The organism is Micromonospora sp. NPDC049230 (assembly GCF_040647875.1).
Taxonomy (GTDB): Bacteria; Actinomycetota; Actinomycetes; order Mycobacteriales; family Micromonosporaceae; genus Micromonospora.
In genome coordinates, this window is sequence record NZ_JBEZCZ010000009.1 from 168,561 (window position 1) to 193,428 (window position 24,868).

Annotated in this window: 22 protein-coding genes and 2 riboswitches; of the genes, 10 read left to right on the forward strand and 12 right to left on the reverse strand. The window is 72.5% G+C overall.

The window, feature by feature from the left end; genetic code table 11:
• Window positions 1-39: 39 nt before the first annotated feature.
• Window positions 40-1,431 (reverse strand): hypothetical protein, encoded by a 1,392-nt coding sequence (locus tag AB0A95_RS11435; RefSeq protein WP_357555588.1) that lies wholly within the window; start codon window positions 1,429-1,431, stop codon window positions 40-42.
• 145 nt (window positions 1,432-1,576) lie between these two features.
• A riboswitch (cobalamin riboswitch) is annotated at window positions 1,577-1,699 on the reverse strand.
• Between the two features lie 52 nt (window positions 1,700-1,751).
• Window positions 1,752-1,884, forward strand: a riboswitch (cobalamin riboswitch).
• 115 nt (window positions 1,885-1,999) lie between these two features.
• Here AB0A95_RS11435 and AB0A95_RS11440 point away from each other — a divergent pair.
• The 5 genes from AB0A95_RS11440 to AB0A95_RS11460 are packed head-to-tail and all read left to right on the forward strand — an operon-like array spanning window position 2,000 to window position 9,344.
• On the forward strand, window positions 2,000-4,711 hold the full coding sequence (locus AB0A95_RS11440) for a prenyltransferase/squalene oxidase repeat-containing protein (protein WP_357555589.1): 2,712 nt from the start codon (window positions 2,000-2,002) through the stop codon (window positions 4,709-4,711).
• The gene (locus AB0A95_RS11445; RefSeq protein ID WP_357555590.1) at window positions 4,708-5,655 is read left to right on the forward strand and encodes an LPXTG cell wall anchor domain-containing protein; all 948 of its coding nucleotides are present in this window, start codon (window positions 4,708-4,710) and stop codon (window positions 5,653-5,655) included. Before AB0A95_RS11440 ends, AB0A95_RS11445 begins: the two co-directional genes overlap by 4 nt.
• Before the next feature lie 4 nt (window positions 5,656-5,659).
• Window positions 5,660-6,856: a CbiQ family ECF transporter T component gene (locus tag AB0A95_RS11450; RefSeq protein ID WP_357555591.1), complete on the forward strand. Its 1,197-nt coding sequence runs from the start codon at window positions 5,660-5,662 to the stop codon at window positions 6,854-6,856.
• The gene (locus AB0A95_RS11455; RefSeq protein ID WP_357555592.1) at window positions 6,853-8,487 is read left to right on the forward strand and encodes an ATP-binding cassette domain-containing protein; all 1,635 of its coding nucleotides are present in this window, start codon (window positions 6,853-6,855) and stop codon (window positions 8,485-8,487) included. The genes AB0A95_RS11450 and AB0A95_RS11455 overlap by 4 nt, the downstream gene beginning before the upstream one ends.
• Window positions 8,484-9,344, forward strand: a complete 861-nt coding sequence (locus AB0A95_RS11460) for an ECF transporter S component (RefSeq protein ID WP_357555593.1) — start codon at window positions 8,484-8,486, stop codon at window positions 9,342-9,344. The genes AB0A95_RS11455 and AB0A95_RS11460 overlap by 4 nt, the downstream gene beginning before the upstream one ends.
• Window positions 9,345-9,365: 21 nt before the next feature.
• Here the strand turns inward: AB0A95_RS11460 and AB0A95_RS11465 are convergent, their stop codons facing one another.
• From AB0A95_RS11465 to AB0A95_RS11475, 3 genes are read right to left on the reverse strand one after another with little or no spacing between them, the layout of a single operon-like run.
• Window positions 9,366-9,998, reverse strand: a complete 633-nt coding sequence (locus AB0A95_RS11465; RefSeq protein ID WP_357555594.1) for an LUD domain-containing protein — start codon at window positions 9,996-9,998, stop codon at window positions 9,366-9,368.
• On the reverse strand, window positions 9,980-11,425 hold the full coding sequence (locus AB0A95_RS11470; RefSeq protein ID WP_357555595.1) for a lactate utilization protein B: 1,446 nt from the start codon (window positions 11,423-11,425) through the stop codon (window positions 9,980-9,982). The genes AB0A95_RS11465 and AB0A95_RS11470 overlap by 19 nt, the downstream gene beginning before the upstream one ends.
• On the reverse strand, window positions 11,422-12,132 hold the full coding sequence (locus tag AB0A95_RS11475) for a (Fe-S)-binding protein (RefSeq protein WP_357555596.1): 711 nt from the start codon (window positions 12,130-12,132) through the stop codon (window positions 11,422-11,424). The genes AB0A95_RS11470 and AB0A95_RS11475 overlap by 4 nt, the downstream gene beginning before the upstream one ends.
• 106 nt (window positions 12,133-12,238) lie before the next feature.
• Between AB0A95_RS11475 and AB0A95_RS11480 the strand changes: the two genes are divergently transcribed.
• From AB0A95_RS11480 to AB0A95_RS11495, 4 genes are all read left to right on the forward strand, one after another.
• On the forward strand, window positions 12,239-13,078 hold the full coding sequence (locus tag AB0A95_RS11480; RefSeq protein ID WP_357555597.1) for a fumarylacetoacetate hydrolase family protein: 840 nt from the start codon (window positions 12,239-12,241) through the stop codon (window positions 13,076-13,078).
• A 45-nt stretch (window positions 13,079-13,123) separates the two neighbouring features.
• Window positions 13,124-13,921: an SDR family oxidoreductase gene (locus AB0A95_RS11485; protein WP_357555598.1), complete on the forward strand. Its 798-nt coding sequence runs from the start codon at window positions 13,124-13,126 to the stop codon at window positions 13,919-13,921.
• Between the two features lie 33 nt (window positions 13,922-13,954).
• A complete protein-coding gene (locus tag AB0A95_RS11490) occupies window positions 13,955-14,863 on the forward strand; it encodes a hypothetical protein (RefSeq protein ID WP_357555599.1) in 909 nt (302 codons plus the stop codon).
• 230 nt (window positions 14,864-15,093) lie between these two features.
• The gene (locus AB0A95_RS11495; RefSeq protein WP_357555600.1) at window positions 15,094-16,080 is read left to right on the forward strand and encodes a metallophosphoesterase; all 987 of its coding nucleotides are present in this window, start codon (window positions 15,094-15,096) and stop codon (window positions 16,078-16,080) included.
• A 47-nt stretch (window positions 16,081-16,127) separates the two neighbouring features.
• On the opposite strand, the gene AB0A95_RS11500 is transcribed toward AB0A95_RS11495, so the two are convergent.
• The 6 genes from AB0A95_RS11500 to AB0A95_RS11525 all read right to left on the reverse strand — a co-directional run bounded on the left by AB0A95_RS11500 (window position 16,128) and on the right by AB0A95_RS11525 (window position 22,458).
• On the reverse strand, window positions 16,128-17,951 hold the full coding sequence (locus AB0A95_RS11500) for a HAMP domain-containing sensor histidine kinase (RefSeq protein WP_357555601.1): 1,824 nt from the start codon (window positions 17,949-17,951) through the stop codon (window positions 16,128-16,130).
• Window positions 17,948-18,649, reverse strand: a complete 702-nt coding sequence (locus AB0A95_RS11505) for a response regulator transcription factor (protein ID WP_357555602.1) — start codon at window positions 18,647-18,649, stop codon at window positions 17,948-17,950. Before AB0A95_RS11505 ends, AB0A95_RS11500 begins: the two co-directional genes overlap by 4 nt.
• A gap of 73 nt (window positions 18,650-18,722) precedes the next feature.
• On the reverse strand, window positions 18,723-19,952 hold the full coding sequence (locus tag AB0A95_RS11510; RefSeq protein WP_357555603.1) for an ABC transporter permease: 1,230 nt from the start codon (window positions 19,950-19,952) through the stop codon (window positions 18,723-18,725).
• Window positions 19,949-20,638 carry an ABC transporter ATP-binding protein gene (locus AB0A95_RS11515; protein WP_357555604.1) on the reverse strand — a complete coding sequence of 230 codons (690 nt, stop codon included), beginning with the start codon at window positions 20,636-20,638 and terminating at the stop codon, window positions 19,949-19,951. The genes AB0A95_RS11510 and AB0A95_RS11515 overlap by 4 nt, the downstream gene beginning before the upstream one ends.
• Entirely contained in the window at window positions 20,635-21,867 is a 1,233-nt protein-coding gene (locus tag AB0A95_RS11520) for an efflux RND transporter periplasmic adaptor subunit (RefSeq protein WP_357555605.1), read from the reverse strand. Before AB0A95_RS11520 ends, AB0A95_RS11515 begins: the two co-directional genes overlap by 4 nt.
• Before the next feature lie 6 nt (window positions 21,868-21,873).
• Window positions 21,874-22,458: a hypothetical protein gene (locus AB0A95_RS11525; protein ID WP_357555606.1), complete on the reverse strand. Its 585-nt coding sequence runs from the start codon at window positions 22,456-22,458 to the stop codon at window positions 21,874-21,876.
• A 152-nt stretch (window positions 22,459-22,610) separates the two neighbouring features.
• Between AB0A95_RS11525 and AB0A95_RS11530 the strand changes: the two genes are divergently transcribed.
• Window positions 22,611-23,219, forward strand: coding sequence for a sigma-70 family RNA polymerase sigma factor (locus AB0A95_RS11530; RefSeq protein ID WP_357555607.1), 609 nt, complete (start codon window positions 22,611-22,613; stop codon window positions 23,217-23,219).
• A 46-nt stretch (window positions 23,220-23,265) separates the two neighbouring features.
• Here AB0A95_RS11530 and AB0A95_RS11535 read toward each other — a convergent pair whose 3' ends face one another.
• Together AB0A95_RS11535 and AB0A95_RS11540 are read right to left on the reverse strand one after the other, a co-directional pair.
• Window positions 23,266-24,174: an alpha/beta hydrolase gene (locus AB0A95_RS11535; RefSeq protein ID WP_357555608.1), complete on the reverse strand. Its 909-nt coding sequence runs from the start codon at window positions 24,172-24,174 to the stop codon at window positions 23,266-23,268.
• A complete protein-coding gene (locus AB0A95_RS11540) occupies window positions 24,167-24,634 on the reverse strand; it encodes a hypothetical protein (RefSeq protein ID WP_357555609.1) in 468 nt (155 codons plus the stop codon). Before AB0A95_RS11540 ends, AB0A95_RS11535 begins: the two co-directional genes overlap by 8 nt.
• Between the last annotated feature and the right edge of the window lie 234 nt (window positions 24,635-24,868).

Here is a 24,868-nt window from a genome sequence, read left to right on the forward strand (position 1 = left end):
GGTAAGCCGCCGCTGGCCACGTCCGTACCCGAACGGCGGTCAGACGCCGTAGCGCAGGTGGATGGTGTCGCCGACGGTCACTGTCGTGCCGCGGGTCGCGGTGGCCGGGGTGCCGCCGTCCCGGGACACCTTCCAGGTGGCGGAGCCACCGTTGGCCAGGCCGTTGATCGACGTGATGGTGCCGGTGCCGCTGGTCGGGTTGAGTGCGGTGACGCAGCCACTGGGGACGGCCGACCCGATGGCGGCGTCCAACACCGCGCCGAGGGTGGTGGTGGCGGCGGTCGGCGTCAGCGTGACCGCGCACGGCTGGATGCTGCCGCTGCCGTTGTCGATGATCACGGCGAGCCGCGTCGCGGTGCCCGGGGTGAATCCGCTCGCCGCGACCCAGGTGGGGGCGCCGGAGGTGACGGGGATTGGGGGAGCGGCGGTGTAGCCCGCGCCGGCCAGGGCACGCACCGCGTCGATGGAGGCGTACGCCGACGGGGTGGTGTTGGTGGTCAGGTACTTGAACCCGCCACCGGTCAGCTGCTGCGCCCGCAGGAAGTCGATCGGGGTCTTGCCGGCGGTGGTGGTGAAGTCGGTGCCCTGGCTGGGGATACCGCAGGCGTTGAGCCCGGAGACGGCCCACGCGTTGGAGTCGGTGTTGACGCCGAACATCGAGGTGAAGGCACCCGAGGCGTTGACGAGCTTGCCCTTGAGGAAGTTCTTCGCCTGGACGATGTCGGTGTCGGTGTGGGGAACCCCGGCGGCGCAGAGCGCGGCCATGGCCGCACCGGTCATGTCGATGTCGCCGGGCGAGGCGAGTGCTGTCGCGTTCCCCTCGGCCTGGCTGAAGGTCCAGCCGCCGTCGTTGTGCTGGTTGTTGCGGATCCGGGTGACCGACAGGTCGAGCAGTGCCTGCGGCACGCGGGCGGCACCGGTCTGGGTCTTCGCTCCGGCCAGGGCGAGGGTGGCGAAGATGGTGCCGTTGACGTTGGCCGGCGGGCCGTAGTAGCCGGGCGAGCCGGTCTGCCAGTAGGCGATGGTGTCGGCGATGAGGTTACGGGTGGGGGAGACCCGGGCGGGGTCGATGCCGGCCGCGTAGGCGTTCAGGACGCCGCGCTCGTAGTCGGTGACGACGGGCGAGGCGCTCGGCCAGGACGCGGCCGAGAGCTGGTTGCGGTAGACGGTGCGGGCGTTCTTCGTCGTGTCGCCGGACGGGTAGACGTCGACGGCCGCCACACCGGCGGGGGCGAAGGCGCTGAACGCCCACTCGTTCGACAGCCCACCGCTGGCGTAGCTGCCGTCGGCCGCCTGCAGTGTCCGCAGGTAGGAGACGCCGTTGGTCCTGGCGGTGGCGATCTGCGCGGGCGTCGAGGTCGCGGCCGCCGGCGCGGCGCCGGTGGTGACCGCGACGACGGTGGCGATCAGCGTGGCGGCGGGGACTGACACGAGAGGTCTCCGGCGACTGCCGGAGGAAAGGCGCGAGGACATCGGACTCCTTGGGGGTACGGGGCACGACTGCCTCGACCCAGAGCCCGGCAGGGAAGCCGGCGGGGCGGGGCGGGCCGGCCGCAGGGCGCGTGGGACGGAAACCGCAGGTGCTGCGTCACCACGCGGGTAGTCGGGCTCGGGACGGCGGACCGTCCTCACCGTTGCGCGTCAGCCCCGGATTTCCACCGGGTTCCCCCACGCGATGACGCGGTCACCGTATGGGACGAAGCTCCTACCGCGCGCTGTTAGGTACGTGACACAGGCTCACGTTGACGGCGCGGTCGCGACTGTGGTCCGATGGCCGCGATCCAGCAGTCAGGGGAAGCCGGTCAAAGTCCGGCGCTGGCCCGCAGCCGTAGGTCCCGTTTTTCGGGACGAGTCGGATTACCTGGCTGGATAGTGCACCGCAGCGCCGTCGAGGTACACGGCGCGGAGCCAGGTTTCCGGGACCGTTGTCCTCGGGGTCCGCGTCCGCGCCTGCGCCGCTACCCCCGAGAGAGTCGTCATGTCCCCACTGGTCAGTCGCATGTCGCGTGTTCCCACCGCCTGGTTGGCGTTGGTCGCCGCGGTGACGCTGGGCGCGGCGGCGCTCGTGGTGCCGACCCGTGCGGCGATCGCCGATCCGCTGGACTCCTGCACCCCGACCCAGGGTGCGATCGTCGCTGTCGACTTCGGGGCGTGGAGCGGGCCGCTGCTGCGGGGCTGCGACGCCACCCCGACCACCGGTCTGGACCTGCTGCACGAGGCGGGTTTCACCACGACCGGCACCGTCCACGACGGGCCCGGGTTCATCTGCCGGATCGGCTCACCCGCCTTCGACGCCGGTGCCGAACGCCCGGCGCCCGCCGACGAGGCGTGCCAGTTGACCCCGCCGGCGACGGCCTACTGGTCCTACTGGATCGCCCCGGCCGGGCAGGACCAGTGGACGTACAGCCCGCTCGGCGCGATGTCCCAGCGGCCGGGCCCTGGTGAGGTCGAGGCATGGGTCTTCGGCGGCACCGACATCGGCGGCACGACCGGGGCGCCGAGCTTCACCCCCGCGTCGGTGCGCGCGAGCGGCTCGACGCCCGCCCCGACGCCAACTCCCAGTCCGACCACGACGGCCGGGCCGACCGACCCGGCGCGGCCGACCGAAGGCCAGGTCGAGGCCGTCGGAAGCTACCTGGTGGAGCAGCTCACCGACGGTGACCACGTCGACTACGGGTGGGTCGACTATTCCCGGACGATCGCCGTCGCCACCGCCCTGGCCGCGACCGGCGGGCAGGACGGCACCCGCACGAAGATCGTCGACTACCTCCGGACGCACGTCGACGCGGCGATCTTCCCGAACGGCGAGTCCGCCGCACCCCACACCGCCAACGTCGCCAACCTCGCACTCCTGGCGACGAGCACCGGCGGTGATCCCCGCGCCTTCGGCGGACGGGACCTGATCACGACACTCACCGACCGGGTCTGCACCGCGACCGACGCCGACGCCGGCTGTGCCGCGGCCGGTGACTTCGCCGGAGCGCCCGGGCCGATGGCCCAGGCGAGCGCGCTGCTCGCGCTCAAGCGGGCCGGCGTCACCCCGCCCGCCGCCACCGTCACCCGACTCACCGCGCAGCAGTGCGCCACCGGGGCCTTCGGCGACCGGTGGCTCGCCCCCGGCGAGTTCTGCGATCCGGACCTCGCCGCCACGACGCTGGCCGTCCTGGCGCTGCACCGGCTCGGTGGTCAGGACGCGGCGCTGGGCTCGGCCAAGGCGTTTCTGACCGGTGCGCAGGACACCGACGGGGGTTACCAGCCCTACACCGGCGCCGGGTTCACCGACACCTACTTCACCGGGTACGCCGCACAGGCCCTCGCCGCGCTGGGCGTGGCCGACAGGGCCGCCACCGCCACCGGTTTCCTGGTCGGTCGGATCGTCACCGGCGGTGGGCTCAGCCGCGACCCGAGCAACCCGGACGCGGAGTTGGACGCCACAGTCGCGGCCGCGCCCGCGCTGGCCGGCAGGAACCTGGCCACCCTGGGCGACTCGCCGCCGCCGGCCGGTCCGCGACCCGACCTGGTCAAGGGGGTGTCCTACCTCGTCGCGCCGACCAATCTGATCGACGGCAGGTACTACGAGTCGTTCCCCGGCTTCCCCGAGTTCGGGTTGAGCATCGACGGCGCGTACGCCCTCGCCGCCACCGGCGGGGACGACACCAAGCTGCGGGCGATCGTCGAGTTCCTGCGCGGCGGCGGTGCGGTCGGCGACAGCGGGTTCACCGTCGACATGTGGCTCGGCGTCGGCACCGACTCCGCCGTCGGCGGCGCGATCGGCAAGATGGCGCTGCTCGCCCAGGTCACCGGCTACGACCCACGGTCCTTCGGTGGACACGACCTGATCGCCGCGCTGAAGGACGTGACCTGCCCCAAGCTCGACGTGCAGTCCGGCTGCGCCGGGGCCGGCAACTACCGGTACGCCACCTCGGTCTTCGGGCAGTCGCTCGGCATCATCGCGCAGCTCCGCGCCGGACAGGGCGAGGCCGCCGGCAAGCCGATCGACTTCCTCAAGGGTCTCCAGCGCGCCGACGGGTCGTTCCCCAGCCTCATTCCGGCGGCCGACGCCGACAAGGACGTCGACAGCACCGCGATGGCAGCGATGGCCCTGGCCCCGCTGACCGACGACCCGGCGGCGGTCACCGCCGTCGACAGGGCCCTGGCCTGGATCGCCTCGACACAGAAGGAGCACGGCGGTTTCCCCGGCGCGGCCGGCGACTCCACCAACTCCACGGCGCTCGCCGTCCAGGGCCTCAGCCTGCGTGGCGACACCTACGCCCGACAGGTCGACCGGGCACTGACGTTCCTGGCCGGTCAGCAGAACGACGACGGCGGGTTCACCGTCGCCGCCGGTGGACAGGCCGGCTCGGACGTGCGCGCCTCCACCCAGGTCGTCGGAGGTGCCACCGGCATCTCGTTCGCCGCCCTGACCCGGGACGTGCACGACCTACCGGGCCCGGACCCGTCCGGCACCCCGACGCCGAGCGCGACCCCGACCCCGACATCGACCGCGAGCCAGTCGTCGGCCCCGTCGGCAGCCCCCACTGTGACCGGGCCGTCGGCCGGCACCGGCGGGCACTCGTCGGGCAACCTGCCCCGCACCGGCTGGTCGATCGTCACGATCACCCTGCTGGCACTCGTGCTCGTCGTCGCGGGCGTCCTGCTGCGGATCTCGGCCCGTCGGCGCGCGGTGGCCGGCGCTGGCGATGGATCATGACGGCCCGCAGCTGGGCCCGGTCCATCGCGGCCCTGACCATCGTCGCCGCAGTGGCCGGCACACCCGCGCCGGCACTGGCCGACCCGCTGCCGACCGGGCAGTGCACCACCTCGTCCGGGGTCATCCTCGCTGTCGACTTCAGCAGGTGGGGCGGGCCGCTCCTGCGGTCCTGCGGCAGCACCCCGACCACCGGCTACCAACTGCTCAACCAGGGCGGTTGGCGCACCACCGGCACACAGCACGACGGGCCCGCGTTCATCTGCCGGATCGGCTACGCGGGCCACCAGGGTGGCACCCAGTACCCCACCGCGGCGGACGAGAGGTGCGCGCTCACCCCGCCGGCCAGCGCGTACTGGTCGTACTGGCACGCCGACGTCGGGCAGAACAGCTGGGTCTACAGCCAGCTCGGCGCGATGAGCTACAAACCCAGGCCCGGCAGCGTCGACCTGTGGATCTTCGGGGCGACCGACATCGGCGGCACCGAGGGGCGACCGCGGTTCAGTCCGGACAGCGTCCGAGCCCGCAACAGCACGCCGGTCGGCGCGACCACCACCGCTCCGGCCCCCGCCGCGCCCACCCCGGCTCAGCCCGGCGGCGGGAACCCGCCGGGCGCGGGCAATCCGGGCGCGGGCAACCCGCCGGTGTCGGGCAATCCCGGAGCCGGCAACCCTCCGCCCGGCCTCCCGCCCGCCGGAGCACCGGCCTCGGTCCCGCTGAGTGGTACGCCGCCTCCCACGGCCACCGGGGCGACAACCCCGGAGCCGGTCCCGTCCTCGTCGTCGGGCGCCGCCACCGAGGAACCACGCATCCTCGACGCGGCACCCACCGCGACGGCTGCCCGCGAGGACACCGGCTCGGCGCTGCCGGCACTGATCACCGTCGGCCTGCTGGCCCTGCTCGCCCTCGCTGGCGGTGTCGCCGGCTGGCGCCGCCGCCGCAGCTGACCCGATGCGCCCGACCCGCACCAGCGTCACCCACCGCACCGGCATCGCGCACCGCCTCGCCGTCGCCCGGCTGCCCCGCCCCCTGCACCCGGTGGCCTGGTGGTTGTGGGCGCTCGCGCTGGCCACCGCCGCGAGCCGCACCAGCAACCCGCTGTTGCTGCTGCTGATCTTCGCCGTGCTCGGGTTCGTCGTCACCGCCCGTCGCACCGACGCGCCCTGGGCGCGGGCGTTCCGCTACTACCTCTACCTGGCCCTGATCATCATCGCGATCCGGGTGGTGTTCCGGACGGTCTTCGCGTCCGGCATCACCGCCGAGGACCACATTCTGTTCCGGCTGCCGCACCTGCCCACACCCGACTGGTACGCGGGCATCCAGATCGGCGGCCCGGTGTCACTGGAGGCGACCCTGTCCGCCGCCGTCGACGGGCTCCGGCTCGCCTGCCTGCTGTGCTGCATCGGCGCCGCCAACAGCCTCGCCAACCCCAAACGCGCGCTGCGGGTCCTCCCCGGCGCGCTGTACGAACTCGGCGTCGCCGTCACCGTCTCGCTGAGCGTCGCACCGCAACTCGTCGAGAGCGTCCAACGGGTCGCCCGTGCACGCCGACTGCGCGCCGGACGCGCCAAGGGCCTCGGCGCCGTACGGGCCATCGTGATGCCGGTCCTGCACGACGCGCTGGACCGGTCGCTGCGGCTGGCCGCCGCCATGGACGCCCGCGGCTACGGCCGGGTCGGCACCGCGACACCGGGCTCGCGACGCCTCACCGGTGTCCTCATGCTCACCGGCATGGCCGGCCTGTGTGTCGGCGCGTACGGCCTGCTCGACCCGGGTGTGCCGCGCCCGGTCGGTCTCGGTGGCCTCGGCGGTGGTGTCCTGTTCTGTGTGGCGGGCATCGCACTCGGTGGGCGTCGGGTCTCGCGCAGTCGCTACCGGCCCGACCCGTGGCAGTGGCCGGAGTGGACGGTCGCCGGTTGCGGCGTCGTCACGGCCGTCGTGCTCGGTGCCGGCACCGGCTACGACCCGGCCGCGCTCAACCCGAGCCTCTACCCGGTGCACTGGCCCAGCCTGCCCACACTGCCGGCCGCCGCGATCCTGGTCGCCGCCGTCGCGGCGATCGCCGCACCGACACCGCCACGCCAGCAACGACCGCAGCCCACCGCCGCGCGCCGTCGCGCCGCCGACACCGCGGGAGCACCGTCATGATCCGCTTCGAGCGCGTCACCATCACCTACGACGGCGCACTCCGCCCCACCCTTCGCGACGTCGACCTCGACATCGACGAGGGTGAGCTGTGCCTGGTCGTCGGTCACACCGGCGCGGGAAAGTCGACACTGCTCGCCGCGATCAACGGCCTCGTCCCGCACTTCACCGGCGGCACCCTCGAAGGCAGCGTGCGCGTCGCCGACCGGGACACCGCCCACCACCCTCCCCGCGAGTTCGCCGACCTGGTCGGCGTGGTCGGGCAGGACCCGGTCGCCGGGTTCGTCACCGACACCGTCGAGGAGGAGCTGGCGTACGGGATGGAACAACTCGCCCTCGACCCGGCGGTCATGCGGACCCGGGTGGAGGAGACGCTCGACCTGCTCGGCCTCGCCGACCTGCGCCACCGTGGCCTGCACGAACTCTCCGGCGGCCAGCAGCAACGCGTCGCGATCGGCGCGGCGTTGACCGCCCACCCGCGGGTGCTCGTCCTCGACGAACCCACCTCCGCGCTCGACCCGACCGGCGCTGACGACGTCCTGGCCACCATCACCCGGCTGGTCCACGACCTCGGCGTCACCGTCGTGCTGGCCGAGCACCGCCTCGAACGCGTCCTGCCGTACGCCGACCGGCTCATCCACGTCGCCCGCGACGGCACCGTGCGCCACGGTGAGCCCGCCACGCTCATCGCCGGCGCCACCGTCGCGCCGGCGGTGGTCGAGCTGGGACGCCTCGCCGGCTGGTCACCGCTGCCCCTGTCGGTCCGCGACGCCCGCCGGCACGCCACCACCCTGCGCGACCGGCTACCCGCCACGCCGCCGCGGCCACACCGTCACTCCCACGCCGACGGCCAGCACGCGCTCACCGCCGCCGGCGTGATCGTCCGGCACGGGCCGGTCGTCGCCGTCCGTGGAGTCGACCTGACCCTGGTACGCGGTGAGATCACCGCGCTGATGGGGCGCAACGGCTCCGGCAAGTCGTCAGTGCTCTGGGCTCTGCAGGGCTCGGGTCGCCGCGACGGCGGCACCATCGCCGTTCCCGACCCGACGCGCGGCGACCTCGATCCGGGTCGGGTGGGTGCCAGCCAGGCCCGTCGACTCGTCGGCCTCGTCCCGCAGACCGCCACCGACCTGCTGTACCTGGACACCGTCGACGCCGAACTCGACCAGGCCGACCGTGACGGTGCCGAGCCGGGCACCGCCCGACGCCTGCTCGACAGCATCGCCGCCGGTATCGACGGCGACAGCCATCCCCGGGACCTGTCCGCCGGGCAGCAGCTCGCCCTGGTGCTGGCCATCCAACTCGCCCTCACGCCCGGTGTGCTGCTCCTCGACGAGCCCACCCGGGGGTTGGACTACCAGGCCAAGGCCGCGCTGACCCGTACTCTCGACGGGCTCGCCGCGCAGGGTCGTGCCGTCGTGGTGGCCACCCACGACGTCGAGTTCGCCACCGCCACCGCCGATCGGGTGGTGGTGATGGCCGACGGTGAGATCGTCGCCGCCGGAGGTGTTCCGGCCGTCCTCACCGCGTCGCCGACGTTCGCCCCACAGGTCGCGAAGATCCTCGCGCCGCTGCCGTACCTGACCGTCGGGCAGGTCGCCGCCGCCCTCGACGATTCGGCGGTGCCCGCGTGACGACAGTGAACGTCGCCGTCCGGGTGCCCGCCCGCGCCGTGCTCGCGATCACCATGGCGTCGTTCCTGGGTTTCGTCGCGTTCCTCTGGCCGTTCGTCGTCGCGCCGGGCACCTTCGGCTCCACCCAGACCCCGCCGCTGATGTTCGGCGTGCTGCTCCTGCTCGTCCTCGCTGTCATCTTCGCCGAGATCGCCGACGGCAGGATCGACGCCAAGGCGCTCGCGATGCTGGGTGTGCTGTCCGCGATCAACGCGGCCCTGCGACCGCTCGGCGCGGGCACGGCCGGCATCGAGACGGTCTTCTTCATCCTCGTGCTCGCCGGTCGGGTGTTCGGGCCCGGCTTCGGCTTCGCGCTGGGCTGCACGTCGCTGTTCGCCTCCGCCCTGCTCACCGGAGGAGTGGGCCCGTGGATGCCGTACCAGATGTTCGGCTGCGCCTGGGTCGGCATGTTCGCCGGTCTGCTGCCCCGGCTCCGGGGACGGGCGGAGATCGTGCTGCTCGCCGGCTATGCCGCGATCAGCGGGTACTTCTTCGGGTTCATGCTCAACCTGTCCTTCTGGCCGTTCTCGCTCGACCCGACCAGTTCGATCGCCTACCAGCCAGGCCTGCCGGCCGTGGAGCAACTCCACCGCTACCTGACCTTCTTCGCGGTCACGTCGCTGGGCTGGGACACCGGGCGGGCGATCACCACAGCCGTCCTCGTTGTCCTTGCCGGGCCGGCGGTGCTCGGCGCGTTCCGGCGTGCGGCCCGACGGGCGCGCTTCCGGGCCGCCGCGACGTTCACCACCCCGCAGAACTCCACCCGGCTGAGCGGTCGCGCGGCGGGAGCTCCCGGGCCGGGGTCGACGGGCTCCTGAAGCGGCGGGCCCGCAGGCCGGTCAGCGCCCCGGTGGGTCGTCGTCGACACCGACCAGGACGACCTCCAGCCGGCGTGGGCCGTGCACCCCCTCGACCCGGTTGAGCTCGATGTCGCTTGTCGCGGACGGGCCGGAGATCCAGGTCTGCGGTGCGCGCGGGTCCAGTCGGGTCAGCGCCTCCGGCAGCAGGCCGACGACCTGGTCGGCGCGGACGACGCAGATGTGCCGGTCGGGCACCAGGGTGAGCGCGCGCCGCCCCTGTGCCGGGCCGGCGTCGAGGATGATGGTGCCGGTGTCGGCGACCGCCACGGCACAACCGGTCAGGACCGCGTCCATCGTGTCGAGCGCGGCCGGTGTCAGTGGGGGAGCGTCGCGGTGCAACTGCCCGGTGTGGCCGGCCAGCCAGTCGGCGGGGACGTCGGTGGGCACGGCGAGCCGGTCCACCTCGGCCAGCAGCCCGGCCAGGGCGTCGAGCCCCCGGTGGACCGTCGCCCGGTAGTCCACCAGGCGGTCGACGAGGACCTCGACCAGGTCGGTGCGGTCGTCGGCCCGGCGGTAGCGGCGGGGCACCGCCACCGGGGGCGGGTTGTCGGCCAGGGCCGTCCGGAGCCGCGCCAGGATCTCGTCGCGGGCGTTCACTGCTGGCTCCACCATTCCCGGAAGGTCTGCGGCGCGGGCAGCGGCAGGTCCCGCGAGCGGGTCCACGCCGAGGCCGGCCAGGGCAGCCGGCGCAGCGTCCGGGCGCCGGTGCGCCGCTCGCGGTACGCGCCCAGCGGGCCCGCGCCGGTGCGGGCCAGGCGCAGGGCGGCGGCCCAGCGTCGGGGGCTGCGCATCACCCAGGACAGGACGCGCATGGCGGCGCGTTCCGCCGGTGGGTGCGGGGCCTGCTGGCGGAGGTGGACCAGGATCTCCGGGATGTTGATCTTCACTGGGCAGACGTCGTAGCAGGCGCCGCAGAGCGTCGACGCGTACGGCAGCGAGGCGTTGTCGGCCACGCCGGTCAGCTGGGGCGACAGGATCGCGCCGATCGGACCGGGATACACCGAGCCGTACGCGTGCCCGCCGGCCCGCTCGTACACCGGGCAGACGTTGAGGCACGCGGAGCAGCGGATGCAGGACAGCGCCGGCCGCCCGACCGGGTCGGCCAGCACCGCGGACCGGCCGTTGTCGACGAGCACGACGTGCACGTCCTGCGGGCCGTCACCGGGGGTGACGCCCGTCCACATCGAGGTGTACGGGTTCATCCGCTCCCCGGTCGAGGAGCGCGGCAGCAGTTGCAGGAAGACCTCCAGGTCGGTGAAGGTCGGCAGCAGCTTCTCCACGCCCACGACGCTGATCAGCGTCTCCGGGAGGGTGAGGCACATCCGCCCGTTGCCCTCGGACTCGACGACCACGAGCGTGCCGGTGTCGGCGATGGCGAAGTTGGCGCCGGACACGGCGACCCGGGCCGAGAGGAACCGTCGTCGCAGGTGGGCGCGGGCCGCCTCGGCCAGGGCGGCCGGCTCGTCGCTGAGGTCGGCCGGCGCGTCCGGCATGCGGCGGAGGAAGATCTCCCGGATCTGCGTGCGGTTGTAGTGGATCGCCGGCACCAGGATGTGCGAGGGGGTGTCCTCGCCGAACTGCACGATCAGCTCCGCCAGGTCGGTCTCGTACGCGGCGATCCCGGCCGCCTCCAGGGCCTCGTTGAGCTCGATCTCCTGGGTCGCCATCGACTTGACCTTGACGACCTCGTCGGCCCCGGCGGCCCGGGTCAGCTCGACCACGATCCGGCAGGCCTCGGCCGCGTCCCGGGCCCAGTGCACTGTGGCGCCGGCAGCGGTGGCGGACGCCTCGAACTGCTCCAGTAGCTCCGGCAATCGCCGTTGCACATCCGCCTTGATCGCCGAGCCGGCGTCGCGGAGAGCCTCCCAGTCGGGCACCTCGTCGACGACCCGGGCCCGCTTGCCGCGGATGGTGCGGGTGGCCCGGTGCAGGTTGGCCCGCAGTCGCGTGTCGGCGACGGCCGGCTTCGCCGCTGTGGGAAAGGGCAGCGGGGTGCGGATCCGCCCGTCTCCGGTGGCCGGTGCGACAGGGCGGGTCACGGGGTGGCCCCCGTCGCGGCGAGGATCTCGGCGTAGTGCAGGGCCCGCACGCCCGGCCGATGCCGGGCGAGGCCACCCCCGATGTGCGCCAGGCAGGAGTTGTCGGCGGCGGCGAGCACCCGGGCCCCGGTCTCGCCGACCCGGGCGCACTTGTCGGTGAGCATCGCGGTGGAGACGTCCGGATTCTTCAGGGCGAAGGTGCCGCCGAAGCCGCAGCACTCCTCGGCGTCGGCCAGCTCCACCAACCGGATGCCGCGCACCTCGCGCAGCAGCCGCAGCGGCCGGTCACCCAGCCGCAGCAGTCGCAGGCCGTGACAGGTGGGGTGGTAGGTCACCGTCTCCGGAAACTCGGCGCCCACGTCGGTGACGCCGAGGACGTCGACGAGCAACTCGGACAACTCGTAGGTGCGGCTGGCCACCGATGTGGCGGGCGGGTGCAGCCGCGGGTACTGGTCGCGGATCATCGCGGTGCACGACCCGGACGGCACGACGACGGCGTCGTAGGTGTCGAAGACGTCGACGTAGTGGCGCACCATCGGCATCGCCTCGGCCCGGTAACCGGTGTTGGCGTGCATCTGCCCGCAACAGGTCTGGCCGGTGGGGAAGTCGACGGTGTGGCCGAGCCGCCGCAGGACGCGGGTGACCGCGATGCCGGTGGCCGGGAACGCGAGGTCGTTGACGCAGGTGATGAAGAGGGCAATCCGCATGGCGGCGTCGACCCGCCTTGACTGTCTTGGTGTGAGCGAGTACACACTGGCGAGCAAGATCCTATCGGAAACGGCTCTGCCGCCACCAGGCACCGGAGGATGGTTCGTGAGATTCATGCGCGTCGGGCCCGTCGGGCGGGAACGCCCCGTCCTGTACGTCGACGGGCGGCACTTCGACATCTCGTCGCTGACCGCCGACATCGACGCGGAGTTCCTCGGCGGTGACGGCCTCCGGCGCGTCCGCGAGGCCACCGACCTGCCCGAGATCGACGTCACCGGTCAGCGGGTCGGCGCGCCGATCGCCCGTCCCGGTGTGGTCCTCTGCGTCGGGCAGAACTACGCCGCGCACGCCGCCGAGTCGGGCGCCGAGCCACCCACCGCCCCGATCGTCTTCTACAAGGCGCCCAACACCGTCGTCGGCCCCCACGACGACGTCCTGATCCCGCGCGGCTCCACAAAGACCGACTGGGAGGTGGAGTTGGCGGTGGTGATCGGCAGCCGGGCCCGCTACCTCGCCTCGCCGGCCGACGCCGTCGCGCACATCGCCGGGTACGTGCTGTCCAACGACGTCTCCGAGCGCGACTTCCAGCTCGCCGTCTCCGGCGGCCAGTGGTCGAAGGGCAAGTCCTGCGAGACGTTCCAACCGCTCGGCCCGTGGCTGGTCACCGCCGACGAGATCGACGACCCGCAGGAGCTGCGGCTGCGCTCCTGGGTCAACGGCGAGCCCCGCCAGGACTCCACGACGAAAGATATGATCTTCGACGTGGCGTACCTGGTCTGGCACCTGTCCCAGTTCACCGTCCTGGACCCGGGCGACGTCATCAACACCGGCACCCCGCAGGGGGTGGCGCTCTCCGGCCGCTTCCCGTATCTGGCCGCCGGCGACGTGATGGAGGTCGAGATCGACAGCCTCGGCCGGCAGCGCAACACCCTGCGCGGCGCCTGACGGCGGTGCGTCGACTCGGAGGACTGCTCGGGAGGGGAGAGAAGGATGCGGTGTGACGGTCTCGTGGCGGTGGTGACCGGAGGTGGCTCGGGGATCGGCCACGCCTGTGTGCGGGCGTTCGTGGCCGCCGGCGCCCGGGTGGGCGTACTGGACCTGGACCTGTCGGCCCTCCCCGAGGATCCGCACGTCCACGGCGTCCGGGCGGACGTGGCCGACCGGTCCTCCCTCGGTGCGGCCGTCGCCTCGGTCGCCGACACCTTCGGCGGCATCGACATCCTGGTCAACAACGCCGCCATCTCCGCCGTGGGCACTGTGGAGGATGACGACGACGAGGTGTGGAGCCGGGTGCTCGACGTCAACGTCTCCGGGGTGGCCCGGACGAGTGCCGTCGCGCTGCCGTACCTGCGCCGGTCGTCGGCCGCGGCGATCGTCAACATCTCGTCGATCGCGGCGACCGTCGGCCTGCCCCAACGCGCCCTGTACTCGGCGTCGAAGGGCGCCGTGCACGCCCTCACCCTCGCCATGGCCGCCGACCTGGTGACAGAGGGGGTCCGGGTCAACTGTGTCGCCCCCGGCACCGTGGACACGCCCTGGGTGGCCCGCCTGCTCGCCGGTGCGGCCGACCCGGCGGCGGAGAAACGGCACCTCGCGTCCCGCCAGCCAACGGGCCGCCTGGTGACCGCCGACGAGGTGGCCGCCGCCGTCGTCTACCTCGCGTCGCCCGCCACCGGGTCGGTGACCGGATCGTCACTCGCTGTGGATGGCGGCATGTCCGGCCTGCGGCTACCCGCCCGGGTCACCCCCGCACCCGCCCCCGCCGGCGAAGGAGCGGTCGTCTCCTGAGGGTGGCCGGCGGCCCGTGACATGATTGCGCCCATGGGGAAACAGCAGGCCGTCGGCGAGCCCGACCGTCACAGCGGGTCCGACGTCACCGACCACCGTCCGATCGGTGGCGACGCTGACGCGCGGCTCGCTGTCGCCCAGGACCCCAGCACGCCGCAGATGACACTCATCGACCTGGCTTCCGACCCGTCGGCTGTGGTCCGCAAGGCGGTCGCCGCTCGGGCCGACGCGCCCGCGCAGGCACTGCGCCCGCTGACCCGTGACCATGATCGCCAGGTCCGGGAGGCCGTGGCGAGGAACCCAGCGACCTCGATCGCCAACCTGATGCGTCTGGTCAAGGATGCCGACCGGTGGGTTCGGTGGGCGGTCGCCAGCAACCCGGCCTGTGACGAGTCGGTCCGCCGGGCCATGTCCGAGGCATCGGACAAGGAGCTTCGCGGCCTCCTCGCCGAGCGCCGGGACCTGGAACCGGAGCTGGCCGCCAAGCTCGTCGACGACGTCTCACCCGAGGTACGGGAACGACTCGCCACCCACACCCACGACCCTGGGGCGATCACCGCCCTGCTGGCCGATCGCACCGCACGCGTACGCAAGGGGGTGGCTCGCAACCCGCGGACCACCGCCGCGCAGCGCAGCGCGCTCGCCGCGGACCCGGTGGTCGACGTCCGCGCCGCGCTGGTGCGTGCGGTCGAGCTGGGCGAGGCGGACCTGGCGCTGCTGCTCGACGACCGCTCGGTCCAGGTGCGCCTGGCGATGGCGACGAGCGAGATCGTGCCGGCGCACATCCGGCAGGCCCTCGCCCGCGATCCCGACGAGATGGTGGCCAGCGCGGCCCGGGACTTCCGCCCGGGGTCCGGCAACTCCTCGGCCGTGCGGGCTCCCCGCATCGCGCACCGGCCCTCCACCTCCGGCGCGGGCCGCCGCGGCGGCACCTCGCGGTAGGGCGGGCACGACAGGGCGGAACCGGTCGCCTCCCCGGGCGGCGGGCGCGACCTCCGCGAGGTTGAACCGTGCGCGACGAAAAATGCGGCCCGGGTACTCAGGAAGGTCTCACCGCATTCACAAGTGTCGTCCCGATCCTCTCTAGGCTGCGAATGTCCAGTTCTTGGGCCTATGTCGGCAGGAGAGGACCAGCGGTGCGTATCAGAAGATCCAGGTCAAGGCTAGGGGCGATGGCCGCGGCGGTGGCACTCGCCGTGCCGGGGGGAACGTTCGTCGGCGGGACGGCGCACGCCGCCGAGCCCTCCCAGTTCGCGCGGATGGAGGCCGCCGACGCCACCGACACGAAGTTCAGCTTCGCCGTCCTGCCGGACACCCAGCAGGAGGTGCTCAACAGCGGCGACAGCCGCTTCCTCAACCGCACGAACTGGCTGGTGCGGAACCGGTCCGCGCTGGACCTGCGCTTCGTGACGTCCTCCGGTGACGTGGTCAACTGGGACACCCCGGACCACTCGCAGTACGTCATCGCCCGCAACGCGATGCGGCCGATCGAGAACGCCGCCATCCCGTACGCCCTGGCCGTCGGCAACCACGACACCCAGGCCCCCGGTCCCGGCGGCTCCGCCCGCGACCCCGGCCGCACCCGGGAACTCATCCGCGACACCAGCGTGTTCAACAGGTACTTCACCGTCAGCCAGTACCGCGCGGTCAAGGGGCAGTTCGAGGCCGGCAAGGTCGACAACTCCTACTCGACGTTCGAGGCCGGCGGCGTGCGGTGGCTGGTGCTGACCCTGGAGCTGTGGCCCCGGGTCGCTGCCGTGAACTGGGCCAGGAACGTCGTCGCCGCCAACCCCCGGCACAACGTCATAGTCGTCACCCACGACTACCTCGACGGCAACGGCGCCATCGAGCAGAGTGCCGCCTACGGCGAGACCAGCCCCCAGTATCTCTTCGACAACCTGGTCAAGCGGTACGCCAACATCCGGTTCGTCTTCTCCGGTCACACCGGCATCGCCGGCAACCGGGTCGACACCGGGGTCAACGGCAACAAGATCTACTCGTTCCTCCAGACGTTCCACTCCAACTCCACCAACCCGGTCCGCCTGGTCGAGGTCGACACCGCCGCCAACTCGCTGCGCACCTGGATCTACGCGCCGCACAACAACCGGTCGTTCACCGAGTACGACAGATCGTTCACCGGTATCGGGGTGGTCCGCTGACGCGTACCCCTGCTGTGGACTTGGCGGTTGGCGGCGGAACCGCCGTTTCAACCGTCGAGGGCCGGCAGCCGGATGGTGAAGTGTGTGCCCCGGCCCACGTCACTCCGCACCTCGATCGTGCCGCCGTGTGCCTCGGTCAGGTGGCGCGCGATCGCCAGACCGAGGCCACTGCCGCCGGTCACCCGGCTGCGTGACTCGTCGGCCCGCCAGAAACGGTCGAAGATCTTCGGCAGGTCGGCCGGGGCGATGCCGCTGCCGGTGTCCCGTACGGAGATGGTCGTGCCGTCCGCGCCGACGGTCACCGAGCCGCCGGGCGGGGTGTGACGGATGGCGTTCGAGATCAGGTTGCCGACCACCTGTCGCAGACGTACCTGATCGGCCCGCACCACCGGATCGCCCACGACGCTGAGCCGCAGGCGCACCCCGGCCGCGAGTGCGCTGCCCCGGTGGCTGTCGACAAGGTGCGTGAGCACGTCCCGCAGGTGGGTCGGTTGCGGGTCGATCCGCAGCGTGCCCGCGTCGGCGGCGGCCAGGTCGCCGAGGTCGTCGATGATGTGTTGGAGCAGCAGCGCCTCCTCGTGCAGCAGCGCCAGCAACTGGGCATCGGTCGGGGCCAGGTCGTCCTGCGCCGCCTCCAGCCAGGTGCGGATGTTGCTCAGTGGCGTACGCAGCTCGTGTGCCACGTCGTTGACCATGGTGCGGCGTTGCGCCTCGGCCCGCTCCCGGCGTTGCGCGGAGTCGTTGAGGGCGCGCGCCAACCGGCCGATCTCGTCGCGGCCGGACACCGGGGCGGGCGTGCGCTGATCGGCTGCGTCGGCGAGGGTGCGCAGTGGCCGTACCAGGCGTCGGCCGACAAGCACTGTCGCCGCGACGGTGGCGAGCAGGACCGCGCCGGTGACCGTCACGATTCGCCCGATGCTGCCGCCGGACAGGCGCAGCGTGGTGTGGCCGGTGCCGGGGGCGGTGACGAACAGCAGCGCCCGGGGCGCCACGTACGGCCGGAGTTGGGTCCTGCGCCCTGATTCGACGCAGCCCCGCACGACGCCGACCGGCCCGGCCGGTTCGAGCAGCGACGGTGGCTTCACCTTGGTCTTCTCGTGCGCGGTCCGGACGACCGCCGATTCGCCCAGATAGGCCTCGAAGGTCGGCGTGATGCGCAGCTCGGAGGCGCGGTCGCCGAGGTTGAGACAGCGGGCGGTCAGGGTGGTCAGCGTCTCCAGTGCCTTCTTCTCGGCTGCGCTGACCAGGCTGTCGAGCGCGAACCCGCAGCTCTCGGTCACGGACCGGGTCAGCGGCCGCTCGGCCTCGGCGCGGACGTCGGTGAGCACGACGCTCGGGCGACCGGTCTTCGCGGTCTCGATGACACCGTCGTAGCCCACCTTGTTGAAGCAGGCCAGGCTGTTCTTGGCCACCTCGCGGAGCACGTACCGGTCGTCGGTCGGCACGACGTAGGGCCCGACGGCCCGCTCGTCGATGTGCTCGTCGCCGCCGGTCAGGCCCAGGTCGACCTGGAGCGGGTCCACCACGGCCGCCGGACTGGTGTCGCGCAGCGCCGGCCCGGCCTGCGAGTCGAGGATGACCCGGTGGTCGTCGGTGGTGAGCGTGATGCGGCGACCCAGCTCGGCGGCGCGCGATCGCACCAGGGCGGCGGCCCCGGACCAGTCGTGGTGGGTGGCCGCGTAACCGAGCAGCGCCTGGTAGACGGCCTTCTGGTCGGCGACCGCGCCGCCCTGCTCGTAGTTGATCGCGCGGGTGGTTGTCGTCGCCGCCAGCCAGGCGGTGGCCGAGATCGCGGCCAGCGCGATCACCACGGCGGAGACCAGCAGCCGGGTCACCAGGCTGTGCCGCAGCGGCACCTGGTCCCTGCTCACGGTGTCGGGCCCAGCGCCAACTTGTAGCCCACACCGTGCACGGTGAGCAACTGCCGGGGTCGTCTCGGGTCGGTCTCGATCTTGCGGCGCAGGTTCAGCATGTGTACGTCGATGGTGCGCTCGGTCGAGCTGCGATCCAGGCCACGGGTGTGGTGCAGCAGCTGCGCCCGGGTGAAGACCCGGTCCGGGTACTCGGACATGGCGGCCAGGATGGCGAACTCGCCACGGGTGCACTCGATCCGCTCGCCGTCGACAGTCACGTGGTGCCCGACCGGATCGACGCTGATCCGACCGATCTGCCGGACGCCCCGGTCGGTGGGCTCGGCAGCGCCCCGGGACGCGCGGCGCAGCAGGGTACGGGTGCGGGCCACCAACTCCCGCGGGCTGAACGGTTTGGTCAGGTAGTCGTCGGCGCCGAGTTCCAGGCCGAGCAGCAGGTCACTCTCGGCGCTGCGCGCGGTGAGCATGAGCACCAGGACGTCGGACTCCCGCCGCACCGTGCGGCAGACCTGTAAGCCGTCCATCCCCGGCATCATCACGTCCAGGATCAGCAGGTCGGGCCGGTCCCGGCGGGCGGCGTCCAGCGCCGCCCGCCCGTCGTGCACCACGATCGTCTCGTGGCCGGCAGCCACCAGGTAGCGGCGGATTCCCTCCGCGTGCCGCGGATCGTCGTCAGCGACCAAGACCATCGCACACATGCCGGCGATGATAGGCCGGCGATCCGGCGCCGAACCGATTCCAGGCCCGACCTGACAGATTCCTAACGACTGCTCAGACACTGGACAGTGACTCGGTGGGGTCGAGCGAGGCCGCCCGCATCGCCGGGTAGACCCCGGCCAGCACCCCGATGACCAGCGCGCCCCCCAGTCCGACGGCGGCCGCCGTCGGTGGGATGGTCACCGGCCAGTGTTGGAGGGTGGCGTAGCCGGCGACGGCCACCGCGCCGGCCAGCAGGCCGGCCGCGCCGCCGAGCGTCGACAGCACTATCGACTCGGTCACGAACTGGATGCGTACCTGGCCCCGGTTCGCGCCCAGGGCCCGCCGCAGGCCGATCTCGCGGCGTCGCTCCAACACCGAGATGTACATCGTGTTGGCCACCCCGATGCCGCCCACGAGCAACGCGATCCCGGCCAGCCCGAGCAGCAGCGAGCTGAAGGTCTGCCGCACTGCCTGCTTGGCGGCGAGCCCGTCCGAGGGACGACTGACCTGCACGTCGCTGGGATGCTCGGGGTTGGCCGTGGCGGCCAGCACCTGGCGTACCGCCACCACCTGGGCGTCGGTGGTCTGCACATAGATCCGGGTCGGGTGCCCGTCGAAGCGCAGCCAGCGGCTGGCCGCCTCCCAGCCGATCATCGCGGAGCGGTCGATCTCGGGCGCGAGAGGCACCGGGTCGAGGATGCCGATCACGCTGAACCGCTGCCCGCCCAGGTGGACCTGGAGCGGCTGGGAGAGGTCGACGGTGGTGAAGCCGAGCCGCTGGGCGGCGACCGCGCCGAGGACCACGGTCGGCAGGCGTTCCATCGCGGGATCCAGGAAACGGCCGGAGCGTACCCGGCCGTCGATCGCCGCGAGCAGGTTCGTCCTGGTGGCGACGACCGCGATGGCGTTGTAGTCGCCGGCGCCGGCCCGGTCGGAGCGGGCGACGTTCAGCCCGAAGTCGGCTGTCGCGCTCGCCACCGTCACCGGCGCGATCCGGGACACCATGTCCACCGACTCGACGGGCAGCTGGACCGGTGGCTCGCGGTTGGGCACCGGTGTGACCTGTAGTCGGTTGGTGCCCAGGGCGGCCAGTTTCTCCTCCAGTGCCCGCTGGCTCGACGCCGGGACCCCGGTGACCAGGATCAGGGTGGCGATGCCGATGGCGATGCCGAGCGCCGACAGGGCGGCCCGCGCGGTACGCGTCCGGATGCCGAGCAGACCCAGACCGATCAGGTCGGCCGGGGCCAGCCGGACCGGTGCGGCGTCCCGGTCCACTCTCGCCGCGTGCCGGGTACGCCTCATGCCGGCCCACCGCCCGCCGCCGAGTCGGAGACCAGGCGGCCGTCCAGGATGCGGAGCTGTCGGGGCACCCGGGCGGCCACCTCGTGATCGTGGGTGATCAGCGCGATGGTGGTCCCCTCCCGGTTCAGCTCGGTCAGCAGGTCCAGCACGGCCGAGCCGGTGGCCACGTCGAGCGCCCCGGTCGGCTCGTCGGCCAACACCAGCGCGGGCCGGTTGACGAGCGCCCGGGCGATCGCCACCCGTTGGCGTTCACCGCCCGAGAGCGCCTGCGGGTGGTGGTCGGCGCGGTGGGCCAGGCCGACCCGTTCCAGTGCCGTCAGGGCCAGCGCCCGGCGGTGCCGGCGGTGTACGCCGGCGTAGAGCAGGCCGGTCGCCACGTTCTCGGTGGCGGTCAGCCCGTCGGTGAGATGGAACTGCTGGAACACGAAGCCCAGCCACCGGCCGCGCAGGCTGGACAGTTGCCGGTCGGACATGGTGGTGATGTCCCGCCCGCCGATCAGCACCCGACCCTCGGTGGGCCGGTCCAGCGTGCCCATGATGTTGAGCAGTGTGGACTTTCCCGACCCGGACGGCCCCAGGATGGCCACGAACTCGCCGGTGGCGATCCGCAGCGAGACGTCGCGCAGTGCCGTCACGTCCTCGCCGTAGCGCCGGGTGGCACTGTCGATCTCCAGCACCGCGGTCACGACGTCGTCACCACCTTGGTGCCGGCGGTGATGCCCGTACCACTGATCTGCACCATGCCGTCGGCGAACAGGCCCACCTTGACCGCGGTCAGGGCGCCGTCGGAGATCTGCACGCCGTAACCGCCACCGCTGAGCGCGAGCAGTGCGCCGACGGGGACGGCGAGTACGTCGTGCTCGGTGGTGCCGGTGAACCGGACCTCGACGGTGGCGGAGCTGATGTTCTGGATCGCCGAGGCATCGTCCACCGCGATGACGACCTGCACCTTCGGGCCCTCCGCGCCCGGGTTGCCGTCGTCGGTCTGGGCGGCCTGGACGTTGCTGCTCACCGAGGTGACGGTGCCGCTGGTGGGTGAGCTGTCCGGAAGGCTGATCTGCACCTTCTGCCCGGCACGGAGGTCGTCGGCCCGGCTGGCGTCGATCTCGACGGTGACCGCCTTGGCCTGATCGCTGATCGCCATCAGGTTGCCGGTGGCGTCGTCGCCGAGTTGGGCCGAGGCCGTGCCCACCCGCACCGCACCGGGCAGCACGAGAATGTCGCCGAGTGTCACGGTGCCGGTGGCCGGACGTACCCCCTTGGCCGTCTGCCAGCGTTTCACGGCGTCCTTGAGTGACCGGGTGAAGACGGCGTCCTGGCTGGTCACGACGGTCTGGTACGCGCCGGTGCCGGCGGTTGCCGGCGGCGAACCCGGCTTGTTGGCCCCTCCGTTCGTGGCCTCCCCGTTCGTACCCTGGTCGTTCGTAGCCGGGTTGTTCGCGGCCGGTGGCGGCCCGCCCTGGACGGTCACCCGGGTCCCCGGCGCGGGTTGGGACCCGATCCGGTAGCCGAGCGCCCGGAGGTTGTCGGCCAGCACCTTGACGTCGCGACCGACCATGCCGACCACGTCGATGTCGCGGAACATCGGCGACGACCCGTAGAAGAGGATCACCGGGCGGTCACCGGAGCGATACATGATGTCACCGCGGGCGATGGTGCTGCCGGGTTGGGGCAACCAGGTGAGCACCCCGGGCGCGACACCACGCAGGGTGCGCTGCTTGCGATAGCCGACAGTGCCGCTCTCGGCCCAGTAGTCGGAGAGGTCGGTCCGGACCACCTCGGCCGTGGCCACCCTGGCCGCGGCCGGCTGCCCGGCCGGAGAGTCGTCGCCGGCGCTGGCGTGCACGGCGTAGGCCACGCCGCCCAGCGCGAGCACGCCGCACGTGATGGTGATGATGAGGGGTTTCGTCCGCACTGTCGACTACCTCTGCGTGAAGGCCGAGATCTCGCACTGACGCTGGATCTCCATCCCCGCGTCGCTGTTCGCCTTCTCGAGGTTGGCCTTGGTCTCCGGCGCGACCCAGATGGTGGCGTTGTCGGTGCCGCCCTGCCGGATCTCCATCGGCAGGCCCTGGTCCCGGAGGCACTGGAGCTGCTCGCGCAGGTCGTCGGCGTAGTTCGGGTTCTGGTGCGGGTCGAGCTCCGGCGGGCCCAGCGGCTCCTTGTCGGCGCACGCGTCCACGGCCGGCTGATACTTCTTCTCGTCCATCTTGTAGCTGAGGAGCGGGCCGCCGTTTTCGCCCTTCCCCGGTGCCGACGGCACACCGTGCTGGGTCCAGCAGGCGTAGTAGGCGTCGTAGAGGCGGTCGATCTCCTGCTTGCTCGCGCCGAGGGGGAGCTGGCGGTCGGCGGTGTTGCTCGAAGCGGCCGGGCCGGCACTCGCCGACGTGGACGCGCCCGGGAGTGCGGCGACCTGCGGCCCCGACGCCTTCGGGTCGTCGCCGCAGGCCGCGAGCGACACCAGCAGGACCGCCAAACCGGTGATCTTCACATTCGCTTTGTGCATGCGAGCCAGCCTGATCGCCGCATGTCAGCTATTTGTTAGGTACGCACGCCGTTTTTTCAAAGGTGCGGTGAGGTCCCGGGAACTTTCCCGGGCCGGCCGCCGACCACCAGAGTGCGCGGTTGATCGGCGCGATCAGACGACGGCATCTCGGCATGGAGGAGCGCCCGTGGCACCCAGGACGGTGGTCTGTGCGCAACGGCGCCGCTGACGACGATCAGGTGACCCGGTGGGCGCAGGAGGCGGGCCGGGGCGACCGGCAGGCCGCCACCGCGTTCGTCCGCGCCCTACAGGATCAGGTCCGGCGGTTCGTGTCGCACCTGGCCGGGCCGGGTGAGGCCGACGATCTGACCCAGGAGACGTTCCTGCGGGCGTTTCGCAACCTGCCCGGCTTCGCCGGCCGGTCGTCGGCGCGTACCTGGGTGTTCACCATCGCGCGACGCGTTGCCGTGGATCACGTCCGCACGGCGGTCGCCCGACCACGGTTGGCCGCGGTGCCGGACTGGCAGGCGGCGGCCGAGGCCGCCGGTGCGATCACCGCCGGCGCCGACGAGGGCGTCACTCTCCAGCAGGTGATCGCCGGGCTGAGCCCGGAGCGTCGCGAGGCGTTCGTCGCCACGCAGGTGCTCGGCCTGTCCTACGCCGAGGCGGCGGACGTCTGCGGTTGCCCGGTGGGCACGATCCGCTCCCGGGTGGCCCGGGCCCGTGAGGATCTCGTCGCCGCCTGGCAGGCCGAGGGTGGCCGCGAGCAGCGAACCGGCTGACGGCGGACACCGCCGCGGTGGTGCTGCCCGTCGCTGCGGGTCGCCCTCAGCCGTGAGGGCTGAGAAAGTCGGTGATGAGGGTGGCGAGCTTCTGTGGGCGTTCGGCGACCATCGCGTGGCTGGCGCCGGTGAGACGCCACACCCACAGACACGGGTTGTCCACAGTGGCGAGACGTGCGGCGGTCGCGGTGCGGTACGCCTCGTACAGGCTGTGGAACGGCTGTTGTTCGGGCAGGTCCTCGGTGGCGAGGATGATCAGCAACGGGCAGCGGACGTCGTGGTAGGCGGGCATCAGGTCGAGGGAGTCCATGGCGTCCCGGAGTTGCCGGGTGAGATCCGGTCCGGGCCGTAGTCGGCTGCGGCCGTCGTCGCCGGGCACGAGGTTGCGTTCGAAGGCCGCCGCCCAGTCGTCGGGTGCGGCGCCGTAGCGCTGGGCCATGGCCCGCTGCCCCGTCAGCATGGCGGCCACCTGTTCCGCGGTCAGTGGTTCGGCAAGCATCGCGGCCATGCCGTCGAAGACGGCCCGCAGCTTGGCCAGCTCCGTCTCGGCCTGCTCCGGATCCAGGCCGGCGAGCTGGTCCGGACGGTTCAGCGGCGGATTGCCGTCCAAGCTGACGGCACCGGGGCACTCCGGGTGACGCTGTGCCCAGAGGGTGGCGAGCATGCCGCCGAGGGAGGCGCCGACCACCGCTGGGGAGGTGAGGCCGAGGTGATCGGCGACGGCAGCCAGGTCGGCCAGTGTGTCGTCCCAGCGCCAGGGGCCGTCGCCGGACCGGCCGTGACCGCGCAGGTCGACGGTGACCACCCGGTGGGTCGGGTGCAGGTGCTCGGCGAGGGTCGTCATCTGGGCGAGGTTGCCGCCGGCGCCGTGGAGGAGCAGGAGCGGGTGCCCGGGTCCGCCGAAGTCGCGGATCGCGATGGGCACGGCCCCGGAGTCGATGATGGTCTCAGGCACGTCGAGTTCCTTCCTTGAGCAGCCGGTCGCGCACGGAGGCGGAGAGCACGCCGCCTTCGGGGTGGCGGGTGAGCTTGTCGCGGGAGGCCAGGTCGTGGACGCCCTGGCGGGTGATGCCGAGCATGGCGCCGGCCACCGCGTACGACACGGATTCGGCGTTCGGGTGGCCGACCCGGCGCGCGACGGCCTGACCGAGAGGGCTGCGCCACCAGTCGAGGGGCGGGTCGAACGGTCCGTCACCCGGGTAGAGGGTGGAGATCGCGCGCATGGCGACGCGGACAGCGGCCCGGTCGTCGCCGCTGACGATCGTGGTGGCCCAGGACCGGGCTCGCTCCCGGACGATGGCACGCAACGGGTCGATGGCGGCGTGGCCGTCGACCAGGATTTCGAGAGGGTCGAGCAGGCGGATGTCGATCAACCGGATGAGCTGCTCGGTCAGTTCTTCGTGGGTTGGTGACATGCTGCCCCTCCGCTGCTTGACACTCATCGTCAAGTACTTGACGTCGAGTGTCAAGCGCGGTGGCGCGTGGCGGACGTCCCCACCACCCCTGCCGCGAATCCGACGGCGACGCTCACCGGGCCGCACGTCCGGGGCCCGACGGCGACACCCGCGTCACCGGCTTCGCCACGAGCGGCCGGGGGGGGGGCGCCCGCGGGCGCGGGGCCGCGGGCCGCCCCCCCCCCCCCGGGCCCC

Coding starts and splice junctions, on each gene's coding strand:
- AB0A95_RS11465 (WP_357555594.1), bottom strand. CDS start 9,998: ATGGTGGAGCCAGCAGTGAACGCCCGCGACGAGATCCTGGCGCGGCTC.
- AB0A95_RS11530 (WP_357555607.1), top strand. CDS start 22,611: ATGGAGGAGCGCCCGTGGCACCCAGGACGGTGGTCTGTGCGCAACGGC.
- AB0A95_RS11475 (WP_357555596.1), bottom strand. CDS start 12,132: ATGCGGATTGCCCTCTTCATCACCTGCGTCAACGACCTCGCGTTCCCG.
- AB0A95_RS11450 (WP_357555591.1), top strand. CDS start 5,660: ATGCGCCCGACCCGCACCAGCGTCACCCACCGCACCGGCATCGCGCAC.
- AB0A95_RS11445 (WP_357555590.1), top strand. CDS start 4,708: ATGACGGCCCGCAGCTGGGCCCGGTCCATCGCGGCCCTGACCATCGTC.
- AB0A95_RS11510 (WP_357555603.1), bottom strand. CDS start 19,952: ATGAGGCGTACCCGGCACGCGGCGAGAGTGGACCGGGACGCCGCACCG.
- AB0A95_RS11495 (WP_357555600.1), top strand. CDS start 15,094: ATGGCCGCGGCGGTGGCACTCGCCGTGCCGGGGGGAACGTTCGTCGGC.
- AB0A95_RS11485 (WP_357555598.1), top strand. CDS start 13,124: ATGCGGTGTGACGGTCTCGTGGCGGTGGTGACCGGAGGTGGCTCGGGG.
- AB0A95_RS11440 (WP_357555589.1), top strand. CDS start 2,000: ATGTCGCGTGTTCCCACCGCCTGGTTGGCGTTGGTCGCCGCGGTGACG.
- AB0A95_RS11505 (WP_357555602.1), bottom strand. CDS start 18,649: ATGTGTGCGATGGTCTTGGTCGCTGACGACGATCCGCGGCACGCGGAG.
- AB0A95_RS11540 (WP_357555609.1), bottom strand. CDS start 24,634: ATGTCACCAACCCACGAAGAACTGACCGAGCAGCTCATCCGGTTGATC.
- AB0A95_RS11490 (WP_357555599.1), top strand. CDS start 13,955: ATGGGGAAACAGCAGGCCGTCGGCGAGCCCGACCGTCACAGCGGGTCC.
- AB0A95_RS11455 (WP_357555592.1), top strand. CDS start 6,853: ATGATCCGCTTCGAGCGCGTCACCATCACCTACGACGGCGCACTCCGC.
- AB0A95_RS11525 (WP_357555606.1), bottom strand. CDS start 22,458: ATGCACAAAGCGAATGTGAAGATCACCGGTTTGGCGGTCCTGCTGGTG.